Source organism: Arthrobacter sp. FW306-07-I, from assembly GCF_021800405.1.
Classification (GTDB): Bacteria; Actinomycetota; Actinomycetes; order Actinomycetales; family Micrococcaceae; genus Arthrobacter.
The window spans coordinates 1331793-1349480 of record NZ_CP084550.1 but is presented as its reverse complement, the minus strand read 5'-3'; the positions used below and the strand labels follow the sequence as shown (position 1 = coordinate 1349480).

The window sequence follows — 17688 nt, the reverse complement described above, 5'->3', positions numbered from 1 at the left end:
TGCTATGCGCACCGGGCCCCGTGAGCCGAACTATCCCACGCCCAGGTAGGCCTCCTTGACCGAGGGATCCTCCAGCAGTTCCTTTCCTGTGCCGCTGCGGGTGATCTCCCCCGTTTCCAGCACGAAGGCGCGGTGGGCGCCCGCCAGTGCCTGGTTGGCGTTCTGCTCCACCATCAGCACGGTGGTGCCCTGGTTGTTGATTTCCTTGATGATCCTGAAGATTTGGCGGATGAACTGCGGTGCCAGGCCCATGGAGGGCTCGTCCAGCAGCAGGAGCTTCGGGTTGGACATCAGGGCCCGCCCGATCGCCAGCATCTGCTGCTCACCGCCGGACATCGTGCCGCCGAACTGCTTCTCCCGCTCCTTCAGCCGGGGAAACAGGTCGAAGACGCGGTCCAGGTCCTTCGCCACGCCGCTCCTGTCCTTACGGCCAAAGGTTCCCATATCCAGGTTTTCCATGACGGTCATGCCGGGGAAAATGCCGCGCCCCTCGGGGGCCTGCGAAATCCCGTGCACCACCCGGATGTGGGCCTTCATCTTGGTGATGTCCTGGCCGGCAAAGGTGATCTTGCCTTCGGAACAGTTCAAGAGGCCGGAGATGGTGCGCATTGTGGTGGTCTTGCCGGCGCCGTTGGCACCGATCAGCGCCACCACTTCACCTTCGTCCACCGTGAAGGAAATGTCGCGCAGGGCCTGGATCCGGCCGTAGTGGACAGATACGCCCTCAAGCTCAAGCAACGTCATCTTCGGGCTCTCCTAGGTAGGCGGCAATAACGCGCGGATCCTCGCGGATCTCCCGCGGCAGTCCGTCCGCAATCTTCTTCCCAAACTCCAGCACGACAATCCGGTCTGTCACGCCCATCACCAGCTTCATGTCGTGCTCAATCAGCAGCACCGTGTAGCCCTCGTCCCTGATGGTGCGGATCAGCGCCATCAACTCCTCTTTTTCGGCCGGGTTGAAGCCGGCTGCAGGCTCGTCAAGGCACAGCACCTTTGGGTCCGTGGCCAACGCCCGTGCGATTTCGAGCCGGCGCTGGTAGCCGTACGGGAGTTGCCGGGACAGGACGTGCGCATGGCTGCCGATGCCCACGAAGTCAAGCAGGGCCATGCCGCGCTCGATGGCCGACTTTTCCTCCCTAATGTGCGTGGGCAGGCGCAGCAGCGCTCCGCCGACGCTGGTCCGGTGCCGTGCGTCCAGGCCCACCACCACGTTCTCCAGGGCAGTCATTTCGCCGAACAGGCGGATGTTCTGGAATGTTCGTGACAGGCCCAGGCGCGTGATCTTGTGCTGCTTGATGCCGTTCAGGACCTGGCCTTCCAGCACCACCTTCCCACTGGATGGTTTGTAGACGCCGGTCATCGCGTTGAAGCAGGTGGTCTTCCCGGCGCCGTTGGGGCCGATCAGCCCCAGGATCTCACCCCGCTTGATGTTGAAGCTGACGTTGTCCAGCGCCACCAGGCCGCCGAACTTAATGGTCAGGTTCTGCACCTCAACAATGTTGTCGCCCACCTTGACCGCAATATCGCGGTCCGGAGCCACCTTTTCTGCCAGTTCCTGGTCCACTCCGGCCTCGGCCAAAGCTTCCATGTCCAGTTCCGGCGCCACCGGAGCCGCGGTGCCCTCCGGGGTTGCGGCCTCGTGTGCCGGCTGCTCTTCCACGCTGCTGGAGCCTGCGTGCCTTTCCTCGGAGCTCATGCCTCCGCTCCTCTCTGCCCGGCGGCGCGGGTATCAGGACCGGGCGCCGGCGTGTCGGTGTCTTTGGGTTCGGTGGCATCGCGGCTGGCGACCTTGTTCAAAGCCGTCCTGCCGTACGCGAGCAGCCGCTGCCGGGCCGGAAGCAGCCCCTGGGAACGGAAGATCATGATCAGCACCAACGCAACGCCGAAGATCAGGTATTTGTACTCGGCGATGGCCGTGAACCTGAGCGGGATGTAGCTGACCAGGGCTCCGCCAAGAATGGCCCCTACCTTGTTGCCGGCGCCGCCCAGGACGACGGCGGCGAGGAACAGGATGGATGTGGTGACGTCGAACTTCTGGTTGTTCACGAACCCCACCTGGCCGGCGAACAAGGCACCGGACAGGCCGCCGACGGCAGCACCGATGGCGAAGGCCCACACCTTGTATTTGAAGGTGGGAACACCCATGATTTCCGCGGCGTCCTCATCTTCGCGGATGGCGATCCAGGCCCGGCCGACACGGCTGCGTTCCAGGTTGCCCACCAGGAGGGTGACGATGATGATGATGGTCAGCGTCAGCCAGTACCAGGGCACACCGTTTGAGTTGGAGAAAATGGGCGTGCCGTCAGCCGCGGTACCCGGCGGGTGTCCGACGTTCTGGAAGCCCACCTGGCCCTTCATGGCCGGGATGATCGTGGCCAGGATGCGGATGATCTCCCCGAAGCCGAGCGTCACGATGGCAAGGTAGTCACCCCTGAGACGGAGCGTGGGCACGCCCAGCATGACGCCGAAGAACATGGTGACCGCCATGGCCACCGGAAGCGTCCATAGATAGGGGATGTGCAAGTACGGCGAATCCGGGCTGGTCAGCATCGCCGCAACGTAGGAACCCACCGCGAAGAAGGCGACGTATCCCAGGTCCAGCAATCCGGCGTAGCCCACCACGATGTTGAGCCCAACTGCGATCAGTGCAAACCGGGCCATGTCGAAGCAGGCCAGGGCGAAGTTGTTGCCCGGTTCAGTAGTGAAGATCGGCGGGTTGATCAGCGGCAGCAGGTAGGCCAGCACCACCACAACCACCAGGAATGCCCATTGCTGTTGGCGGGACAGGGCCTGCCACCGGTCGGAGAAGTAGCCGGGCTTGCGTCTCCCCCGCTGAAGGTCGCTCCGCCCTGCGGCTTTGGCGGAGGCTTCGCGGTCCTCTGCCGCCTGCTCGGCCGCTGCTGTCTGCAGAGGCGTGGGGCCGTCCGTCATACTCATGCTTTGCTCCTTCCAAGGGAGGTGCCCAGGATGCCTTCGGGCCGCAGCAGCAGCACCAGCACCAGCACCACGAACGCCACGACGTCGGTCCACTGCGAGTTGCCCAGCAGGATCTGGCCGTAGTTGCCGATCAGGCCGAGCAGCAGGCCGCCCAGCAGGGCACCGCGGACGTTGCCGATGCCGCCCAGTACCGCGGCCGCGAACGCCTTGATGCCAAGGACGAACCCACCGCTGTACTGGACACCGGACGGGATCTTCATGACATAGAACAAGGCGGCGGCTCCTGCAAGCAGGCCTCCGATGACGAAGGTGGTAATAATGATGCGCTCTTTGTTGACGCCCATCAACGTGGCGGTGTCGGGGTCCTGGGCGACTGCGCGGATGCCGCGGCCGGTGCGCGACTTGCTGATGAACCTGTCGATGCCCACCATCATGATTACCGCGGCAATGATGATCACCAGCTGTTGGGAGTCGATGATGGTGCCGAAGACATCGAAGATGGGTGTGGGCCGGAACATCGTGAGGGCAAGCTCAGGGCTGGGACCACGCCACAGGTAGATCAGGTACTGGATGGTGAAGGAAGCGCCGATGGCGGTGATCAGGAAGACCAGGCGCGGGGCGTTCCGCCGGCGGAGGGGCTTGTAGGCGATGCGTTCCAGCAGGAAGGCCGTCACCGCGGAGGCAAGCATGGCCAGAACCAGCGCCAGCAGCAGGTTGAGGATGATGGCCCAGATATCGAGCCGGGGTGCGGAAGGGCCAAAGCCAAGGCTGCTGAGGGTGAAAAAGACTGCGTAGCAACCGACGATGAACACTTCCGAGTGGGCGAAGTTGATCAGGTTGAGCACGCCGTAAACCAGGGTGTAACCCAACGCTACGAGCGCGTAGATGGCTCCGAAGGTGAGGCCGTCAAAGGTGGCGCTCCAGAAGTTTTCGGCCAGGGACGGTATGTCGAAGGTAATCCAGTCGTTTTCCGTCGGGAGTAGTGGGACAAGAGTGGAAAGCATGGGAACGTCCTGATCCAGTTGCACGCGGCTTTGTGGGCCCGGCCGTGGGACTTGTGTCTAGTGACCTGGGTTGGTCGTGAAATGCTGCCAAGCGAAGAAAAGGCTGTGGGGGCCGCATCTGCTGGCCCCCACAGCCGATTCCTGCTTGACTGCTACTCCCCGATGGGGCCGACGGGGACGATCTTGCCGTTCTCCACCTTGTAGCCGTAGACGGTCGGGGCCTGGAGCTCACCCTTGGCGTCCCACTTGTAGTGCTTGCTCAGGCCGTCCTTGTCGTAGGCCTTGACCCAGGCCAGCAGGTCCGCGCGGCTTTGCTTGCCCGCATCGATGCCGGACAGGAGGACAGTAGCGGCGTCGTAGCCTTCGATCGAGTACGTTCCGGGTTCTGCGCCCTTGGAGACATCCTTGTATGCGGAAGCGAAGTCGGTGATCAGTTCACCGGGGATGCAGGGGCAGGTGAAGTAGGCGTTGTTTGAGGCGTCGCCTGCCTGCTTGATGAACTGGTCATCCTTGACGCCATCCGGCGCCACGAAGGTTCCGGTGAAGCCCTTGCCAACCAACTGCTGGTCGAACGGTGCACCCTCGGCGTAGTAGCCGGCGTAGAACACGGCGTCGGCCTTTGCGTTCATGATCTTGGAGATGACTGCCGAGAAGTCCTTCTGCCCGGTGGTCACCTTTTCCGTTCCGGCCAGTGCGCTGCCAAGTCCGGCGGAGGTGGAGGTGCCAAGGCCAATGCCGTAGTCGGAGTCGTCCTGGACCAGGTAGACCTTCTTGGCGCCAAGCTTGCCGGTGAGGAACTTCGCTGCTGCCGGGCCCTGGACGGCGTCATTGCCGAGGCCCCGGAAGAAGGTGGTCCAGCCGTTTTCGGTCAGCGTGGGGTTGGTGGCCGACGGCGTGATGTGGACCAGGCCCTTCTGCTCGAAGATGTTGCCCGTGGCCTTGGATTCGCCCGAGAACGGCAGGCCGACTACACCAACGATGTCCGGCTCGCTCACCATCTGGGTGACGGGGCCGGTGGCCTTGTTGGGGTCACCTTCGGTATCGAACTTCTTGAACTGGACCTGGCAGCCGGGGTTGGCCTTGTTGTGCTGGTCGATGGCCAGCTGGATGCCGTTGAAGATGTTGACGCCCAGCTGCGCGTTGGGACCGGTCTGCGCGCCTGCGTAGGCCAGCGTGGTGGTCGCGGGGCAGGTGGCCTTGCCGTCACCGGCCGGCTTGACGGCACCGGCGGGGACATCCACTTTCGAAATGGCGGGGATGTTCACCTTGCCGGACGAACCCGAGCTTTCGGTGGTGCCGGGGCCCGCCTGGTTGGCACAGGCCGACAGCAGCATGCTGAATGTGGCTGCTGCTGCCAACGAGGTGAGGACTTTCTTTCGGTACATTTGTCTGCCTTCCGAAACAGGGCCATGCGATGCGCGAACGGATCAATGGGGTGCCGAGGCACTCCGAATTGGACCAGGTATTCCTGATTTAGGTTCAAGCTAATGCATAGACAGCAGCGAAACTAAGTGACTGAGGTCACAGCCTTATAACAGTCGTTGCCTATGCGGAATTAAACGCAGGAAGCCGCCTGCAATCGCAGGCGGCTTCCTGATGGCCGGCACTGGTCGTGGCGGCATGGACAGTTGTACCCCAGGTGGGACTCGAACCCACAACACGCGGATTTTAAGTCCGCTGCCTCTGCCAATTGGGCTACTGGGGCGCCGGGTCAATGGTACCTGCCAAGGCGGCCCTGGCTGGAAACGCCGACGGCGGCCGGCCCCGCGAAGGGGACGGCCGCCGTCGTACGCTGTGGAGCGTGGTGGAACAGACGCTCTACTTGGCGTTGGCCGCCACGGTCTCCTTGGGAGCTGCGGCAGCGGTGGAACCGGAGCCGCCGGCCGGCACGGCTGCGGGAGCAGCTGCAGGCTTCGGGGCCGGGGTTGCTGCCGAGACAAAGGCGCCCCGGGGGTTGTCCAGGTCCAGCAGCTGGGTGGTGTCGCGGCCGGCGAAGAAGCCGATGATCCAGTTCAGGATGACGCGGAACTTGCGCTCAAACGTGGGCATGGCCATGCCATGGTAGCCGCGGTGGGCCAGCCAGGCCGGTGCTCCCTTGAGGCCGATGCGGCCCAGGAGGTTGATGTTGGCAACGCCCTTCCACTCGCCGAAGCCGGCCACGGCACCAAGGTTCTTGTGCTTGTAGTCAGTCAGCGGCTTGTCCCAGCGGGAGGCCCAAAGGTTCCTGGCGAGGCGCTTGGCCTGGCGCAGGGCGTGCTGGGCGTTGGGCACGCAGGTGCCGTCCGGCAGGCCCTTGCCGGTGAGGTCCGGTACAGCGGCGATATCGCCGGCTGCCCAGGCGTTCTCCACGATGCCTTCGTCGCCGGAGATGCGCAGGTCCGGCAGGACGCGGACGCGGCCGCGGGGCTCCAGCGGGAAGTCCGTGGAGCGGACCATGGGGTTGGCCTGCACGCCGGCGGTCCACACCAGGGTGTCTGCCTCGAATTCCTGGGCGGGGGTCTTGTCCGGAAGGTTGATGAGCTTGAGGGTGCCTTCGGCGCTGTCCAGCGAGGTGTTCAGGAGAACCTCGATGCCGCGGCTGCGCAGGTGCTCCACCACCCAGTCAGCCTGCTGCGCGGTGACCTCGGGCATGATGCGGCCCATGGCCTCGACCAGGACGAAGCGCACTTCCTCCTGCTTGACGCGGGGGTTGTTGCGCACCGCGGCGCGGGCGAGGTCTTCCATCTCGGTGATGCATTCGATGCCGGCGAAGCCGCCGCCGACCACCACGAAAGTCAGGGCCCGGGCGCGTGCGGCGGGGTCTGTCATGGTGGAGGCAACCTCGATGCGCTCGAGCAGCTTGTTGCGCAGCGCAACGGCTTCCTCGATGGTCTTCAGGCCAATGCCCTTGTCCGCCAGGCCCTTGATGGGGAACGTGCGGGTGATGGCGCCGGCTGCGAGCACGACGTCGAAGTAGGGAACCTCAAAGTTTTCGCCGCCGTCGGCGGGAGCCACCACAGCCTTGCGGTTGACGTGGTCGATCGAGGTGACGCGGCCCTGGATCAGTTCCGTCTGCTTGAGGTGCTGGCGGTGGGAAACCACCGCGTGGCGGGCTTCGATGTTGCCGCCGGCCACCTCGGGAAGGAAGGGCTGGTAGGTCATGTAGGGCAGGGGATCAACGACGGTGACGATGCCACCGGCATTCGCGATCTTCTTCTGCAGTTTCAGTGCTACGTACAGGCCGACGTACCCGCCGCCGACGACGAGTACCCTGGGACGGTCCTGGAGCTGTGGGGTGGTTGCCATACTTTAAAGGATAGCGCAGTTTGTGAAAATCTTCACTAACTTGGACGACGGTCCGTAACGTGGGAATTCCGGGGCGTATGCACCTTTTCCAGCACCCCTGTGTCGGATTCTTCGGTGGCAAGCGCAGGGTTGCGGGCGGCCCTGCGAAGCTGGATGCCGGCTGCCGCGATGATCGCGATGAAGAGGACACCAAACCCGATCACGACGGCGGCGCCGATGGCACTGTCCCGCTGGGACGGAGCCTTGGCAGCGGGAACGGTTGCTTCGGGCAGGGTGGGTTCGGCACTGGGCACCGGTGCGGCGGTTGGCGCCGGGGTTGCGGGAGCAGCGTTTCCCCGCCTGTGGACGCGGATCCATTCGGCGATGGTGCCCAGCGGGTTGACCGACACCTGCGGGACATCGGCCTTGAGGGCAGCCTCGGCGTTGAGGATACCGTAGCCGTACAGCGGGTCCTTGCCCGGGGCTCCCGCGTCCTTGGCCGTGGTGATGATCCGGTTGATGACCTGTTCAGCGGTCATGTCCGGCCACTTGGAGCGGATCAGTGCTGCCACGCCGGCAACGATGGGGGTAGAGCCCGAGGTTCCAGCCCACTCCGCGTAGCCTCCACCGGGGAGGCCGCCAAGGAGGTTCTCGGCAGGTGCCGCCACGCCGATGCTGATCCCTTGTGAGGAGGCGTCCACGCTGGCTTGGTTCTTGCGGTCCAGGCCGGCGACGGTGAGGACGCCGGGGATGGTGGCAGGGGCGCCAACCTGGGTGTTGCCGCCCACCCGGTTGCCCGCCGCAGCAACAATGACCACGTCCTTCTGTTCCGCGTAAAGGAAGGCCGCGTCCCAGCTTTGCGGCCACTGCGGGCTTGTGCTGCCCAACGAAATATTGATCACCTTGGCGCCGTTGTCCACGGCCCAGCGGACTGCCTCGGGAATCTGGTCCTGGTCGCTCTTGCCCGAAGGGTTGGGTGAGCCAAGCCAGGTGGAAACCGAAAGGAGCTGTGCTTCCGGCGCCACTCCCATGATGCCGTCGGGCGGTGTACCCGCCGGTCCCGGGCTGGGGCTTGGGCTTGGGCTTGCCGGCTGGTGGCCGCGGCCGGCAAGCATCGTGGCTACCAGGGTCCCGTGTTCGGGCTTCGAGCCCACGCTCTTCTGGCCGTCGGGCCGGCCGGAGCCGGAGGCGTCGTACCCACCGACGACGGCGCCTTTGAGGTCCGGGTGCTGCGCGTCAATGCCGCTGTCGATGACGGCTACTTTGACGCCTGCGCCCTTTGACACTTCCCAGGCCTTGGTGATGCCGGAATCTGCCAGCCAGTATTCTTTGTCGCGCCACTCATCGGCCCGTGCGGAGGGTGCCGTGAAGAGGCCCGCGCAGAAGCAGCACGCAGCCAGGAGGACGGCCATCAGGGCCGCCGCCGCCCGCGGCAAGAAGCGGGTGGAAGCTGTTGTGGAATGCATGGGCCTACCCGATGCTCAGGGCGATGCCGTCGAGGATGTCGTGCTCGCTGGCCGTGGCTGCGGTAATCCTCCCGCCGGTCAGCTCCCCCATCCGTTCCAGGATCCGGCGCCACACCAGTCCCCCGGCCCCGATGACGTCCACGCGTCCGGGGTGCATGTACGGCAGGGCCGCGCGCTTGTCCCGGGTCATGGTGAGCAGGTCGGTGGCGGCGGCGCGAACCTCCGCAATCGGCAGTTCCGTGCCGTGGATGGCGTCAGGCGAGTATTCCGGCAGGCGCAGGGCATGGGCGGTGATGGTGGTGACGGACCCCGCAACACCGACGACGGCGGTGGCGCGTTCCAGCGGTACATCGCGTCCGGCGCGGGCTATGGCGGCGTCCACGTCGGCTTCCGCTGCCGCGATCTCTTCAGCGGTGGGCGGGTCGTCCCGAAGGTGCCGTTCAGTGAGGCGGACGCAGCCAATGTCCACCGACTTCGCTGCCGTCACGCCGTCGGCGGTGCCGAGGACGAACTCGGTGCTTCCCCCGCCGAGGTCCACTACCAGCACCTGGTGGCCGTCCAGGATGGGCAGGACGCTGCTGGCACCGGCAAAGGACAGTGCCGCTTCCTCGTCCCCGGAGATGACTTCCGGCTCCACGCCCAGGAGCTCCCGGATACCGTCCACGAAGATGTCCCGGTTGCGTGCATCGCGGCTGGCGGAAGTGGCGACGAACCGGATCCGCTCAGCACCGTGTTCCTTGATCAGCCGCGCATAGTCAGCGGCTGCGGCGAAGGTCCGTTCAAGTGCCTCGGGCGCCAGTTCGCCAGTGGCGTCCACGCCCTGGCCCAGCCGGACCACGCGCATCTCGCGGACAACGTCGGTCAGGTCCGTGCTGCCGTTGGCGCGGTGGATGTCCGCGATCAGGAGCCGGATGGAGTTGGTGCCGCAGTCGATGGCGGCCACGCGCGTCATTCGGCGGCTCCTGCAGTGCCGGCGGCTTTCCGCACGGGCGCTGGCCGCCCCACGATATCGGGCAGGCCCTGGGGCCCGTGGCGGCTGAGGTCCCGGGATGGTGCCTCGCCGGTGGTGTCCCAGGCGCCGTCGCAATAGCACTTGTCCGCCGTCCACCACTCGCTGATCATTCCGATCGCCTGATCGCCGAGGGGGTTGACGCCGCTGCCCGCTGCCAGGGAGTGGCCCACCAGGACATGCAGGCACTTGACGCGGGTGGGCATCCCGCCGGCGGAGACGCCGGCGATTTCGGGCACCGGGCCGATGCCCGAACGTTCCCCAATGGCTTCGCGGGCCGCCAGGTACTCCTCGTGGGCTGCCCGGTAGGCAGCGGCGAGTCCTTCGTCTGAGGCCAGCTGCTCGTTCATGCTGTTCATGACCCCTGCCGCCTCAAGCCTGGAAACGGCGGACGTGATCACCGGGTGCGTCAGGTAGAAAGTGGTGGGGAACGGAGTGCCGTTGCTGAGGCGCGGTGCGGTGGCCGCCACCAGTGGGTTGCCGCAGATGCAGCGGGCGGGAATCTCCACGACGTCGCGGACGGGCCGTCCCAGCTGCCTGCTCAGTACTTCAAGGTCGTGTGCTGTCGGTTGGCGGGATTCGTCCCGGGCGGCTGCCGTGTTGTGTTCCACTGTCGCGGGCCGTCCTTCCTTGTGGGGTTCAGTCTGTGGCCGCGCGCCTGATGGACTCCCACAGGGAATCCACCCACGGCAGATCGGCGGGGTCTTGTGCTGCTGCTGCGCCGGCGGGGCTACTGCTTTCTCCGGCCGGCTCATCGCTGCCAAAAACCCAGTAGCCGGTTTCGCCCGGCATAACCATGTTAATGCGGTCGCGGGCCTGCTGTTTGACGTAGTTGGGGTCCTGCCAGCGCGAAACCTGCTGGCGGAGGGCATCGCCTTCGGCCTGGCGTGCCGCAATGTCGGCGTGCAACGCGTCGATTTCGGCCTTCTTGTCGAAGAAGATCTTCACTGTGGGCGCCAGCATGATGGTGATGGCAATCATCACCACCGCCAGCGCGAGCATCCGTCCGGAGAAGGCCTTCGCGGGCACGGGGTGCTGGTCATCTTCCTCGCCCCGCACATCCTTGCCGTCAATCGAGCTGCTGCCTTTGCGGCCGGCGGACAGCTTGGGCTTCGCGGTCTCCCCCATCTTTCCTGCGGCCGGCTTTCCTGCAGCGCCGCGCCCGCTGTTGCCCTTCGAAGCCGCACTTTCCGCCTGGGCCGTTCCCTTGGCCGGGCGGAAATCCGCCCGGATGACCTCGGCACCGCTGGAGGTACCGTCGTCGGCCGTTTCCTTGCCTGGACGGTTGGGGGCGACCTTGGGAACTTTGGGACGGCGGGTAGCCATGACACTCCTGAAACGCAGCCTGCCGGGGCCGCCACTATCTGTGCTGGACAGTCCTGCAGAACGAACACTGCTGGGACAGATGCTGCTGGAAACAACAACAGCGGTGGCTATGGTCTTTCAACCATAGCCACCGCGGAAGGGTTTAGGCGGTTACTAGCCCTTGAAACGCGGGAATGCGCTGCGTCCGGCGTAGCGTGCGGCGTCGTCCAGTTCCTCTTCAATGCGGAGCAGCTGGTTGTACTTGGCCACGCGCTCGGAGCGGGCAGGTGCGCCGGTCTTGATCTGGCCGGCGTTGGTGGCCACCGCGATATCGGCGATGGTGGTGTCCTCGGTTTCGCCGGAGCGGTGCGAGGTGATGGTGGTGTAGCCGGCGCGCTGGGCCAGGCTGACGGCGTCCAGGGTCTCGGTCAGGGAACCGATCTGGTTGACCTTGACCAGCAGGGAATTGGCGGTCCTTGTGTCGATGCCGCGCTGCAGGATGGCCGGGTTGGTGACGAAGAGGTCGTCACCAACCAGCTGGACCTTGTCACCGATGGTGTCGGTGAGGGTCTTCCAGCCTTCCCAGTCGTTCTCGTCCAGCGGGTCCTCGATGGAGACCAGCGGGTACGCGTCCACGAGCTCGGCGTAGTAGGCGCTCATCTCGGTGGCGGACAGGGCCTTGCCTTCGAACTGGTAGGCACCGTCCTTGTAGAACTCGGAGGAGGCCACGTCCAGGGCCAGGGCAATGTCCTTGCCCGGGGTGTAGCCGGCGTTCTTGATGGCTTCCTGGATCAGGTCCAGCGCCGCGCGGTTGGACGGCAGGTTGGGGGCGAAGCCGCCTTCGTCGCCGAGGCCGGTGGACAGGCCCTTTTCCTTCAGGACGGACTTGAGGTTGTGGTAGACCTCGACGCCCCAGCGCAGGCCTTCGGAGAAGGTCTCGGCACCGATGGGGGCGATCATGAATTCCTGGATGTCGACGTCGGAGTCGGCGTGCGACCCACCGTTGAGGATGTTCATGAGCGGCACGGGCAGGACGTGCGCGTTGGGACCGCCCAGGTACTTGTAGAGCGGCAGGTCAGCGGAGGCTGCGGCTGCGTTGGCGACGGCCAGGGAGACGCCCAGGATGGCGTTGGCGCCCAGCTTGCCCTTGTTGGGGGTGCCGTCCAGGTCCAGCATGGCCTGGTCGATGCTGCGCTGGTCCGTGGCGTCGAAGCCGGTCAGGGCGGGGGCAATCTGGTCGATGACGGCGTCGACGGCCTTCTGCACGCCTTTGCCCAGGTAGCGGCCCTTGTCGCCGTCGCGCAGTTCGACGGCCTCGTGCTCACCGGTGGAGGCGCCGGAGGGCACCGCCGCGCGGCCGATCTGGCCGTCGGACAGCAGGACTTCAACTTCTACGGTGGGGTTGCCGCGGGAATCGAGGATCTCGCGGGCGTGGATGGCATCGATAAGCGCCATGAATTTGCTCCTTATGGGCGATTAACGGGGGGAATCAGGCAGAAAACTCGACGTACTCGTCACCGACTAGCGTAGTCGAGAGTGCTCCGGGTTACTCAAACCGGTCAAGGGCCGGACGTCATGATGGCGCCGGGTCGCTCCGGTCGCCGTGCCCGCCCTCATCGCCCTGGCCGTCCTGGTAGCGGCGGAGGGCGCCACGCAGCGCGCGCTCGGCGTCCATGCCGTTCTCCCGCGCGGAACGGACGACGGCGAGCAGCAGGGTTCCGAGCCCGTCCTCGCTTTCGGGGACGGGCACTCCTGCGGGGAGCTCCAGGCCGGCACGGGCAGCGCGGTCCAGCGACTTTTGCGCCTTGGCCAGTGCAGGGAGGGCCTCCGGGATTCCTTCGAAGGCGCCACGCCGCTCCGGGCGTTCGGCCCGCTTGACCGCATCCCACTTCTGCTCGATCTCCGCCACTGTGGCGGGGAAGCTGTCCTGCAGGGAACCGTCCGGCCTGAAGACATGGGGGTTGCGCCGGACCATCTTGGCAGCCAAACCGCGCGCCACGTCGTCGAACGTGAACGCACCCCGCTCCTCTGCCAGGCGGGCATGGAGCACCACCTGGAGCAGGACGTCGCCAAGCTCGCCCTGGAGTTCGGCGTCCGGGTGGCCCTCCTCGATGGTTTCGGCCACCTCGTAGGCCTCCTCGAGGAGGTACTCCACCAGCGATGCGTGGGTCAGGGCGCCCATCCACGGGCAGTGCTCCCGCAGCTGCCCGATCACCTGGACGAGGCGTTCAACGGGTGTTTCAGCCAAGGTTGGCGTAGGCGTCGTTGATGTACTCCACCAGCGCTTCCTTTTCCTCCAGGGGCAGGAAGGACGCCTCGGCGGCGTTCAGGGTCAGTTCCAGCAGGTCGTCGAGGTCGTAGTCGAAGGTTTCCACCAGCAGGTTGAACTCGTCCGTGAGCGTGACGCCGCTCATCAGGCGGTTGTCCGTGTTGATGGTGACGTTGAAGCCCAGCTGGTAGAGCATGTCCAGCGGGTGGCTTTCGATCCCCTCACCAAATTGGGCGATCGCGCCGGTCTGGAGGTTGGAGGACGGGCAGATTTCGAGGGCGATGCCGCGGTCGCGGACCCAGCTGGAGAGGTCGCCGAGGGTGACCAGGCCAACGGTGTCGCCGGCTTCCTCGTCGTCGTCGAACTCCACCATGATGTCCTCGGCGATGCGGACGCCGTGTCCCAGCCGCAGCGCGCGGCCGTCCACCAGCGCGGACTGGATGCTTTCCAGCCCGGCTGCTTCACCGGCGTGCACCGTGGCGGGGAAATTGTGCTGGGCAAGGTAGGTGAAGGCGTCCTTGAAGCGGCTGGGCAGGAACCCGTCCTCGGCGCCGGCGATGTCAAAGCCCACGGCACCCTTGTTGCGGTGGCGGACGGCAAGTTCTGCGATCTCCTGGCCGCGGTCGGCGTGGCGCATGGCAGTGATCAGCTGTCCCACCTGGATCTCGCGTCCCGTCTCGGACACAGCCTCCACGCCGGCCTCAAGGCCTTCCTGCACTGCTTCCACCACTTCATCCAGGCTGAGCCCCTTCTGGAGGTGCTGCTCGGGCGCCCACCGGACTTCGCCGTACACCACGCCGTCGTCAGCGAGGTCCTCGACGAACTCCTTGGCCACGCGGAACAGGCCGTCGTAGGTCTGCATGACGGCTACCGTGTGGTCAAAGGTCTCCAGGTAGCGGACCAGTGATCCGGAGTCGGCTGATTCGCGGAACCACTGCCCCAGGGCCACCGGATCCGTTGAGGGGAGCGTGTGGCCAACGGCCTCCGCCAGCTCGATGATGGTGGCCGGACGGAGTCCTCCGTCCAGGTGGTCGTGAAGGGAGACCTTGGGCAGGCTCTTCAGGTCAAAATCGATGGCAGGGGCGGCGTCAACAATGGGCTCAGTCACGTTCCCACCTTAGGGTGGGGCGGAGTTCAAAGCCAGCGGGTCAAAGCCAGCCGTCCGAGGGCGGCCGGGGCCGCCTGCTACTTCGCGACGGGACCGGCCTCTGCCGACGGCACCACGAAGGCCTGGGTGCCGGGGCGCCCCTCGTGGCCGGAGTCGGAGGATCCTTCGGTCCAGCCGTCCGGATCCGGCGTATCATCGCGGCCCAGCCGTTTGTGCCACCAGCGCAGCAGGTGGTCGATGACAACGCCCAGGACGATGGCGAACACCACCGCGATGCCCGCGCTGAGCAACGGGTTGTGGTGCAGCCACGGGAAGGAGCTGGCCAGCAGGCCGATGCCAAGGGAGTAACCCACCCAGGTCACGCAGGCGAAGGCGTCGAATACGAAGAACCTGCGGTGCGAGAAACCCGTGCTGCCGGCAACGTAGTTGACGGCCACCCGGCCCCAGGGGATGTAGCGGGCGGTGAAGATCAGTACGGCCCCGCGCTTCTCCAGTTCATAGCGTGCCCAGGCAAAGACTTTCCGGACCTTGGGCCGGCGCATCCATCCCCACCGCTCCAGGCCGATCTTGCGGCCGAGCATGTAGGCCATGTTGTCACCGGCAATAGCGCCTACCAGCGCCGTGACGCCAAGGATCCAGAGATTGGGTTCGCCGCTGTGCCGCGAGAAAGCGGCAAGCGCCACAATGAGGGTCTCGCTGGGGACCACCATGGCGAACCCGTCCACAAAGAAGAACACCAGCAGGACGGGGTAGATCCACCACTGGCCCGCTGCATGGAGCACGGCCTCATTAATAAACTCCACGCGGTGTTGCTCCTGTATGAAAAATGACACGGCCAGTGTGCCGCAGCCAAATGCGGAAATCGTTCCTAAGTGTCCCACGCGCCGGGGGTTTCCGCTACGCCCTGATGCCCGGAATTACCCACTAAACGCGCCGGTCAGGCCCCGGGTTCCCGGATCCGTTCCACCACGTTGGGCTTGCCCCGGAATTTGTTGATCACCAGGTCCACCACGATGCCCAGCGCCACGGCGCAGACGATGGCGATTGCTGCACCCAGGAGGTGGTTGTCCTCAAACCACTGGCCAAAGAAAAGCCCGATCGCCACCGAGTAGCCGGCCCACAGGCTGGCGGACAGGACGGTCAGGCCCACGAACCGCAGGTGGGGATATCTGGTGACCCCGGCGGTCAGGTTGACGGCCACCCTGCCGATCGGCACAAAGCGTGCCACGAGGATCAGTGACGCCGGCCGCTTCCGCAGCTCACGGCCTGCCCAGCGGAACGCGCTTTGCATCCGCGGCCCGCGCATCCACCCCCATCGCGTGGTACCCACGCGGCGGCCCAGGAGGTAGGCGATATTGTCGCCGGAGAAGGCCCCGGCTGCAGCCACCAGGGCCAGGAGCCACGGATTGGGAACATCGGCGGTGGCCGCCACCGCCGCGAGGCCCACCACCACCGACTCGCTGGGGACCGGCGGAAAGAAGCCGTCGATGATGCAGCAGGCCAGCACCAGGACCAGCACCCACGGCTGTCCGGCGGCGGCGAGGATGAAGTCATTGATGGCCTGCATTGGTCACTATGCTATGCGGTCGATGATGAGCTGCTGGGCAGGCCGTGAACCTTCCGGAGCAATAACCACGGCGTGCTCCAGGGCTTCGCGGGCACGGGCGAACCGCTCCGGGGTATCGGTGAGCAGCGTCATCAGCGGCTCCCCGGCCCGGACTGTGGCGCCGGGCTTGGCGTGCATGCGCACCCCCGCCCCGGCCTGGACGGGGTCCTCCTTCCGCGCACGGCCGGCACCCAGGCGCCACGCGGCCACGCCAACGGCGAGCGCGTCCAGTTCCACCAGCACCCCGTCGGCGGGGGCGTATACGACGTCGGATTCCCTGGCCTTTGGCAGGGCTGCCTGTGGGTCGCCGCCCTGGGCGGAGATCATCCGGTTCCAGACGTCCATGGCTCGGCCGTCCTTCAGCGCGGCAGCGGGATCGGCGTCGCGCACTCCTGCCGCGGCGAGCATTTCTTCGGCGAGCCGCACAGTCAGCTCCACCACGTCATCAGGACCGCCGCCCGCCAGGACCTCCAGCGATTCCTCGACCTCGATGGCATTGCCGGCGGTAAGGCCCAGCGGGGTGTCCATGTTGGTCAGCAGCGCAACAGTGTTAACTCCTGCGTCCTTGCCCAGCGCCACCATGGTTTCGGCGAGTTCGCGGGCTGTCGCTTCGTCTTTCATGAACGCCCCGCTGCCCACCTTGACGTCCAGGACCAGCGAGCCGGTGCCCTCTGCGATCTTCTTGCTCATGATCGATGACGCGATCAGCGGGATGGCCTCCACCGTGCCGGTGACGTCCCGGAGCGCGTACAGCTTCTTGTCGGCGGGGGCAAGCCCGGCGCCGGCGGCGCAGATCACTGCGCCAACGTCCTGGAGTTGGGCCAGGATCTCGTCGTTGCTGAGGTTGGCCCGCCAGCCGGGGATTGACTCCAGCTTGTCCAGGGTGCCTCCGGTGTGCCCCAGGCCGCGGCCGGACAGCTGGGGCACGGCGACCCCGAATACCGCCACCAGCGGGGCCAGCGGCAGGGTGATCTTGTCCCCCACCCCGCCCGTGGAATGCTTGTCCGTGGTGTACTTCAGGCCGCCGTCGGGACGCCGGAGGCTGGAGAAATCCATTCGCTCACCGGAGGCGATCATGGCCGCCGTCCAGCGGGCAATTTCGGTCCGGTCCATTCCGTTGAGCAGGATGGCCATGTTCAGGGCTGCCATCTGCTCGTCGGCGATGGCCCCGCGGGTGTACGCGTCGATGGTCCAGTCGATCTGTTCGGGGCTCAGCGTCCCTTTGTCCCGCTTGGTGCGGATGATGTCGACGGCGTCGAACGCTTCGGCGGTACTGTTCGGTGTTTGGTTCTCGGTCACCGGGTCTCCTCCAGATGTTCAGGACCAAAGGCGTCGGGCAGCACCTGGTCCATGGTCTTGATGCCCTGGGTAGTCATGAGCTGCATGTCCGGGGCACGGAATTCGTACAGCAACTGGCGGCAGCGGCCACAGGGCATCAGGATGTTTCCCGCCCCGTCGACACAGTAGAACGCCCGCAGCAGCCCACCACCGGTCATCTGCAGGTTTCCCACCAGGGCACATTCGGCGCAAAGCGTCAGCCCATAGCTGGCATTCTCCACATTGCAGCCGCTGACGATCCTGCCGTCCCCGGTGAGCGCCGCGGCGCCTACGGGAAACTTTGAGTATGGGGCGTACGCATTCTTCATGGCTGCGACGGCCGCGGTTTCGAGGGCTGCCCAGTCCACGGCCTGTGCGTTGTCCAACTGTGCATTTTCCATGG

Annotated in this window: 17 protein-coding genes and 1 tRNA gene; all 18 read right to left on the bottom strand. The window is 65.7% G+C overall.

What is annotated here, in order from left to right; all coding sequences use genetic code 11:
• Positions 1 to 30 precede the first annotated feature (30 nt).
• Positions 31 to 744 (bottom strand): ABC transporter ATP-binding protein, encoded by a 714-nt coding sequence (locus LFT46_RS06280; protein WP_236801561.1) that lies wholly within the window; start codon positions 742 to 744, stop codon positions 31 to 33.
• Positions 731 to 1696, bottom strand: coding sequence for an ABC transporter ATP-binding protein (locus tag LFT46_RS06275; protein ID WP_236801559.1), 966 nt, complete (start codon positions 1694 to 1696; stop codon positions 731 to 733). Before LFT46_RS06275 ends, LFT46_RS06280 begins: the two co-directional genes overlap by 14 nt.
• Entirely contained in the window at positions 1693 to 2937 is a 1245-nt protein-coding gene (locus tag LFT46_RS06270) for a branched-chain amino acid ABC transporter permease (RefSeq protein WP_236821606.1), read from the bottom strand. The genes LFT46_RS06275 and LFT46_RS06270 overlap by 4 nt, the downstream gene beginning before the upstream one ends.
• Positions 2934 to 3941 carry a branched-chain amino acid ABC transporter permease gene (locus LFT46_RS06265; protein ID WP_236801556.1) on the bottom strand — a complete coding sequence of 336 codons (1008 nt, stop codon included), beginning with the start codon at positions 3939 to 3941 and terminating at the stop codon, positions 2934 to 2936. Before LFT46_RS06265 ends, LFT46_RS06270 begins: the two co-directional genes overlap by 4 nt.
• Before the next feature lie 152 nt (positions 3942 to 4093).
• Positions 4094 to 5326, bottom strand: coding sequence for a branched-chain amino acid ABC transporter substrate-binding protein (locus tag LFT46_RS06260; protein ID WP_236801555.1), 1233 nt, complete (start codon positions 5324 to 5326; stop codon positions 4094 to 4096).
• Positions 5327 to 5572: 246 nt separating this feature from the next.
• Positions 5573 to 5646 (bottom strand) — tRNA-Leu (locus LFT46_RS06255).
• Between the two features lie 113 nt (positions 5647 to 5759).
• Positions 5760 to 7226 (bottom strand): NAD(P)/FAD-dependent oxidoreductase, encoded by a 1467-nt coding sequence (locus LFT46_RS06250; RefSeq protein ID WP_236821605.1) that lies wholly within the window; start codon positions 7224 to 7226, stop codon positions 5760 to 5762.
• Positions 7227 to 7261: 35 nt separating this feature from the next.
• Entirely contained in the window at positions 7262 to 8671 is a 1410-nt protein-coding gene (locus LFT46_RS06245) for a S8 family serine peptidase (protein WP_236821604.1), read from the bottom strand.
• A 4-nt stretch (positions 8672 to 8675) separates the two neighbouring features.
• Entirely contained in the window at positions 8676 to 9623 is a 948-nt protein-coding gene (locus LFT46_RS06240; protein WP_236801550.1) for a Ppx/GppA phosphatase family protein, read from the bottom strand.
• A complete protein-coding gene (locus LFT46_RS06235; RefSeq protein WP_236821603.1) occupies positions 9620 to 10291 on the bottom strand; it encodes a DUF501 domain-containing protein in 672 nt (223 codons plus the stop codon). Before LFT46_RS06235 ends, LFT46_RS06240 begins: the two co-directional genes overlap by 4 nt.
• Before the next feature lie 28 nt (positions 10292 to 10319).
• Positions 10320 to 11006, bottom strand: a complete 687-nt coding sequence (locus LFT46_RS06230) for an FtsB family cell division protein (protein WP_236821602.1) — start codon at positions 11004 to 11006, stop codon at positions 10320 to 10322.
• Between the two features lie 153 nt (positions 11007 to 11159).
• Positions 11160 to 12440 (bottom strand): phosphopyruvate hydratase, encoded by a 1281-nt coding sequence (eno, locus tag LFT46_RS06225; RefSeq protein ID WP_236801544.1) that lies wholly within the window; start codon positions 12438 to 12440, stop codon positions 11160 to 11162.
• A 118-nt stretch (positions 12441 to 12558) separates the two neighbouring features.
• Complete coding sequence (locus LFT46_RS06220; RefSeq protein ID WP_236821997.1) at positions 12559 to 13167, bottom strand: MazG nucleotide pyrophosphohydrolase domain-containing protein; 609 nt, start codon at positions 13165 to 13167, stop codon at positions 12559 to 12561.
• A 58-nt stretch (positions 13168 to 13225) separates the two neighbouring features.
• Positions 13226 to 14362, bottom strand: a complete 1137-nt coding sequence (locus tag LFT46_RS06215; RefSeq protein WP_236801543.1) for an adenosine deaminase — start codon at positions 14360 to 14362, stop codon at positions 13226 to 13228.
• Positions 14363 to 14439: 77 nt separating this feature from the next.
• Positions 14440 to 15165 (bottom strand): DedA family protein, encoded by a 726-nt coding sequence (locus LFT46_RS06210; protein ID WP_236821601.1) that lies wholly within the window; start codon positions 15163 to 15165, stop codon positions 14440 to 14442.
• A gap of 134 nt (positions 15166 to 15299) precedes the next feature.
• Positions 15300 to 15929: a DedA family protein gene (locus LFT46_RS06205; RefSeq protein WP_236821600.1), complete on the bottom strand. Its 630-nt coding sequence runs from the start codon at positions 15927 to 15929 to the stop codon at positions 15300 to 15302.
• A gap of 6 nt (positions 15930 to 15935) precedes the next feature.
• A complete protein-coding gene (locus LFT46_RS06200; RefSeq protein WP_236821599.1) occupies positions 15936 to 17267 on the bottom strand; it encodes a thymidine phosphorylase in 1332 nt (443 codons plus the stop codon).
• Positions 17264 to 17686, bottom strand: coding sequence for a cytidine deaminase (locus tag LFT46_RS06195; RefSeq protein ID WP_373462167.1), 423 nt, complete (start codon positions 17684 to 17686; stop codon positions 17264 to 17266). The genes LFT46_RS06200 and LFT46_RS06195 overlap by 4 nt, the downstream gene beginning before the upstream one ends.
• Positions 17687 to 17688: the final 2 nt, after the last annotated feature.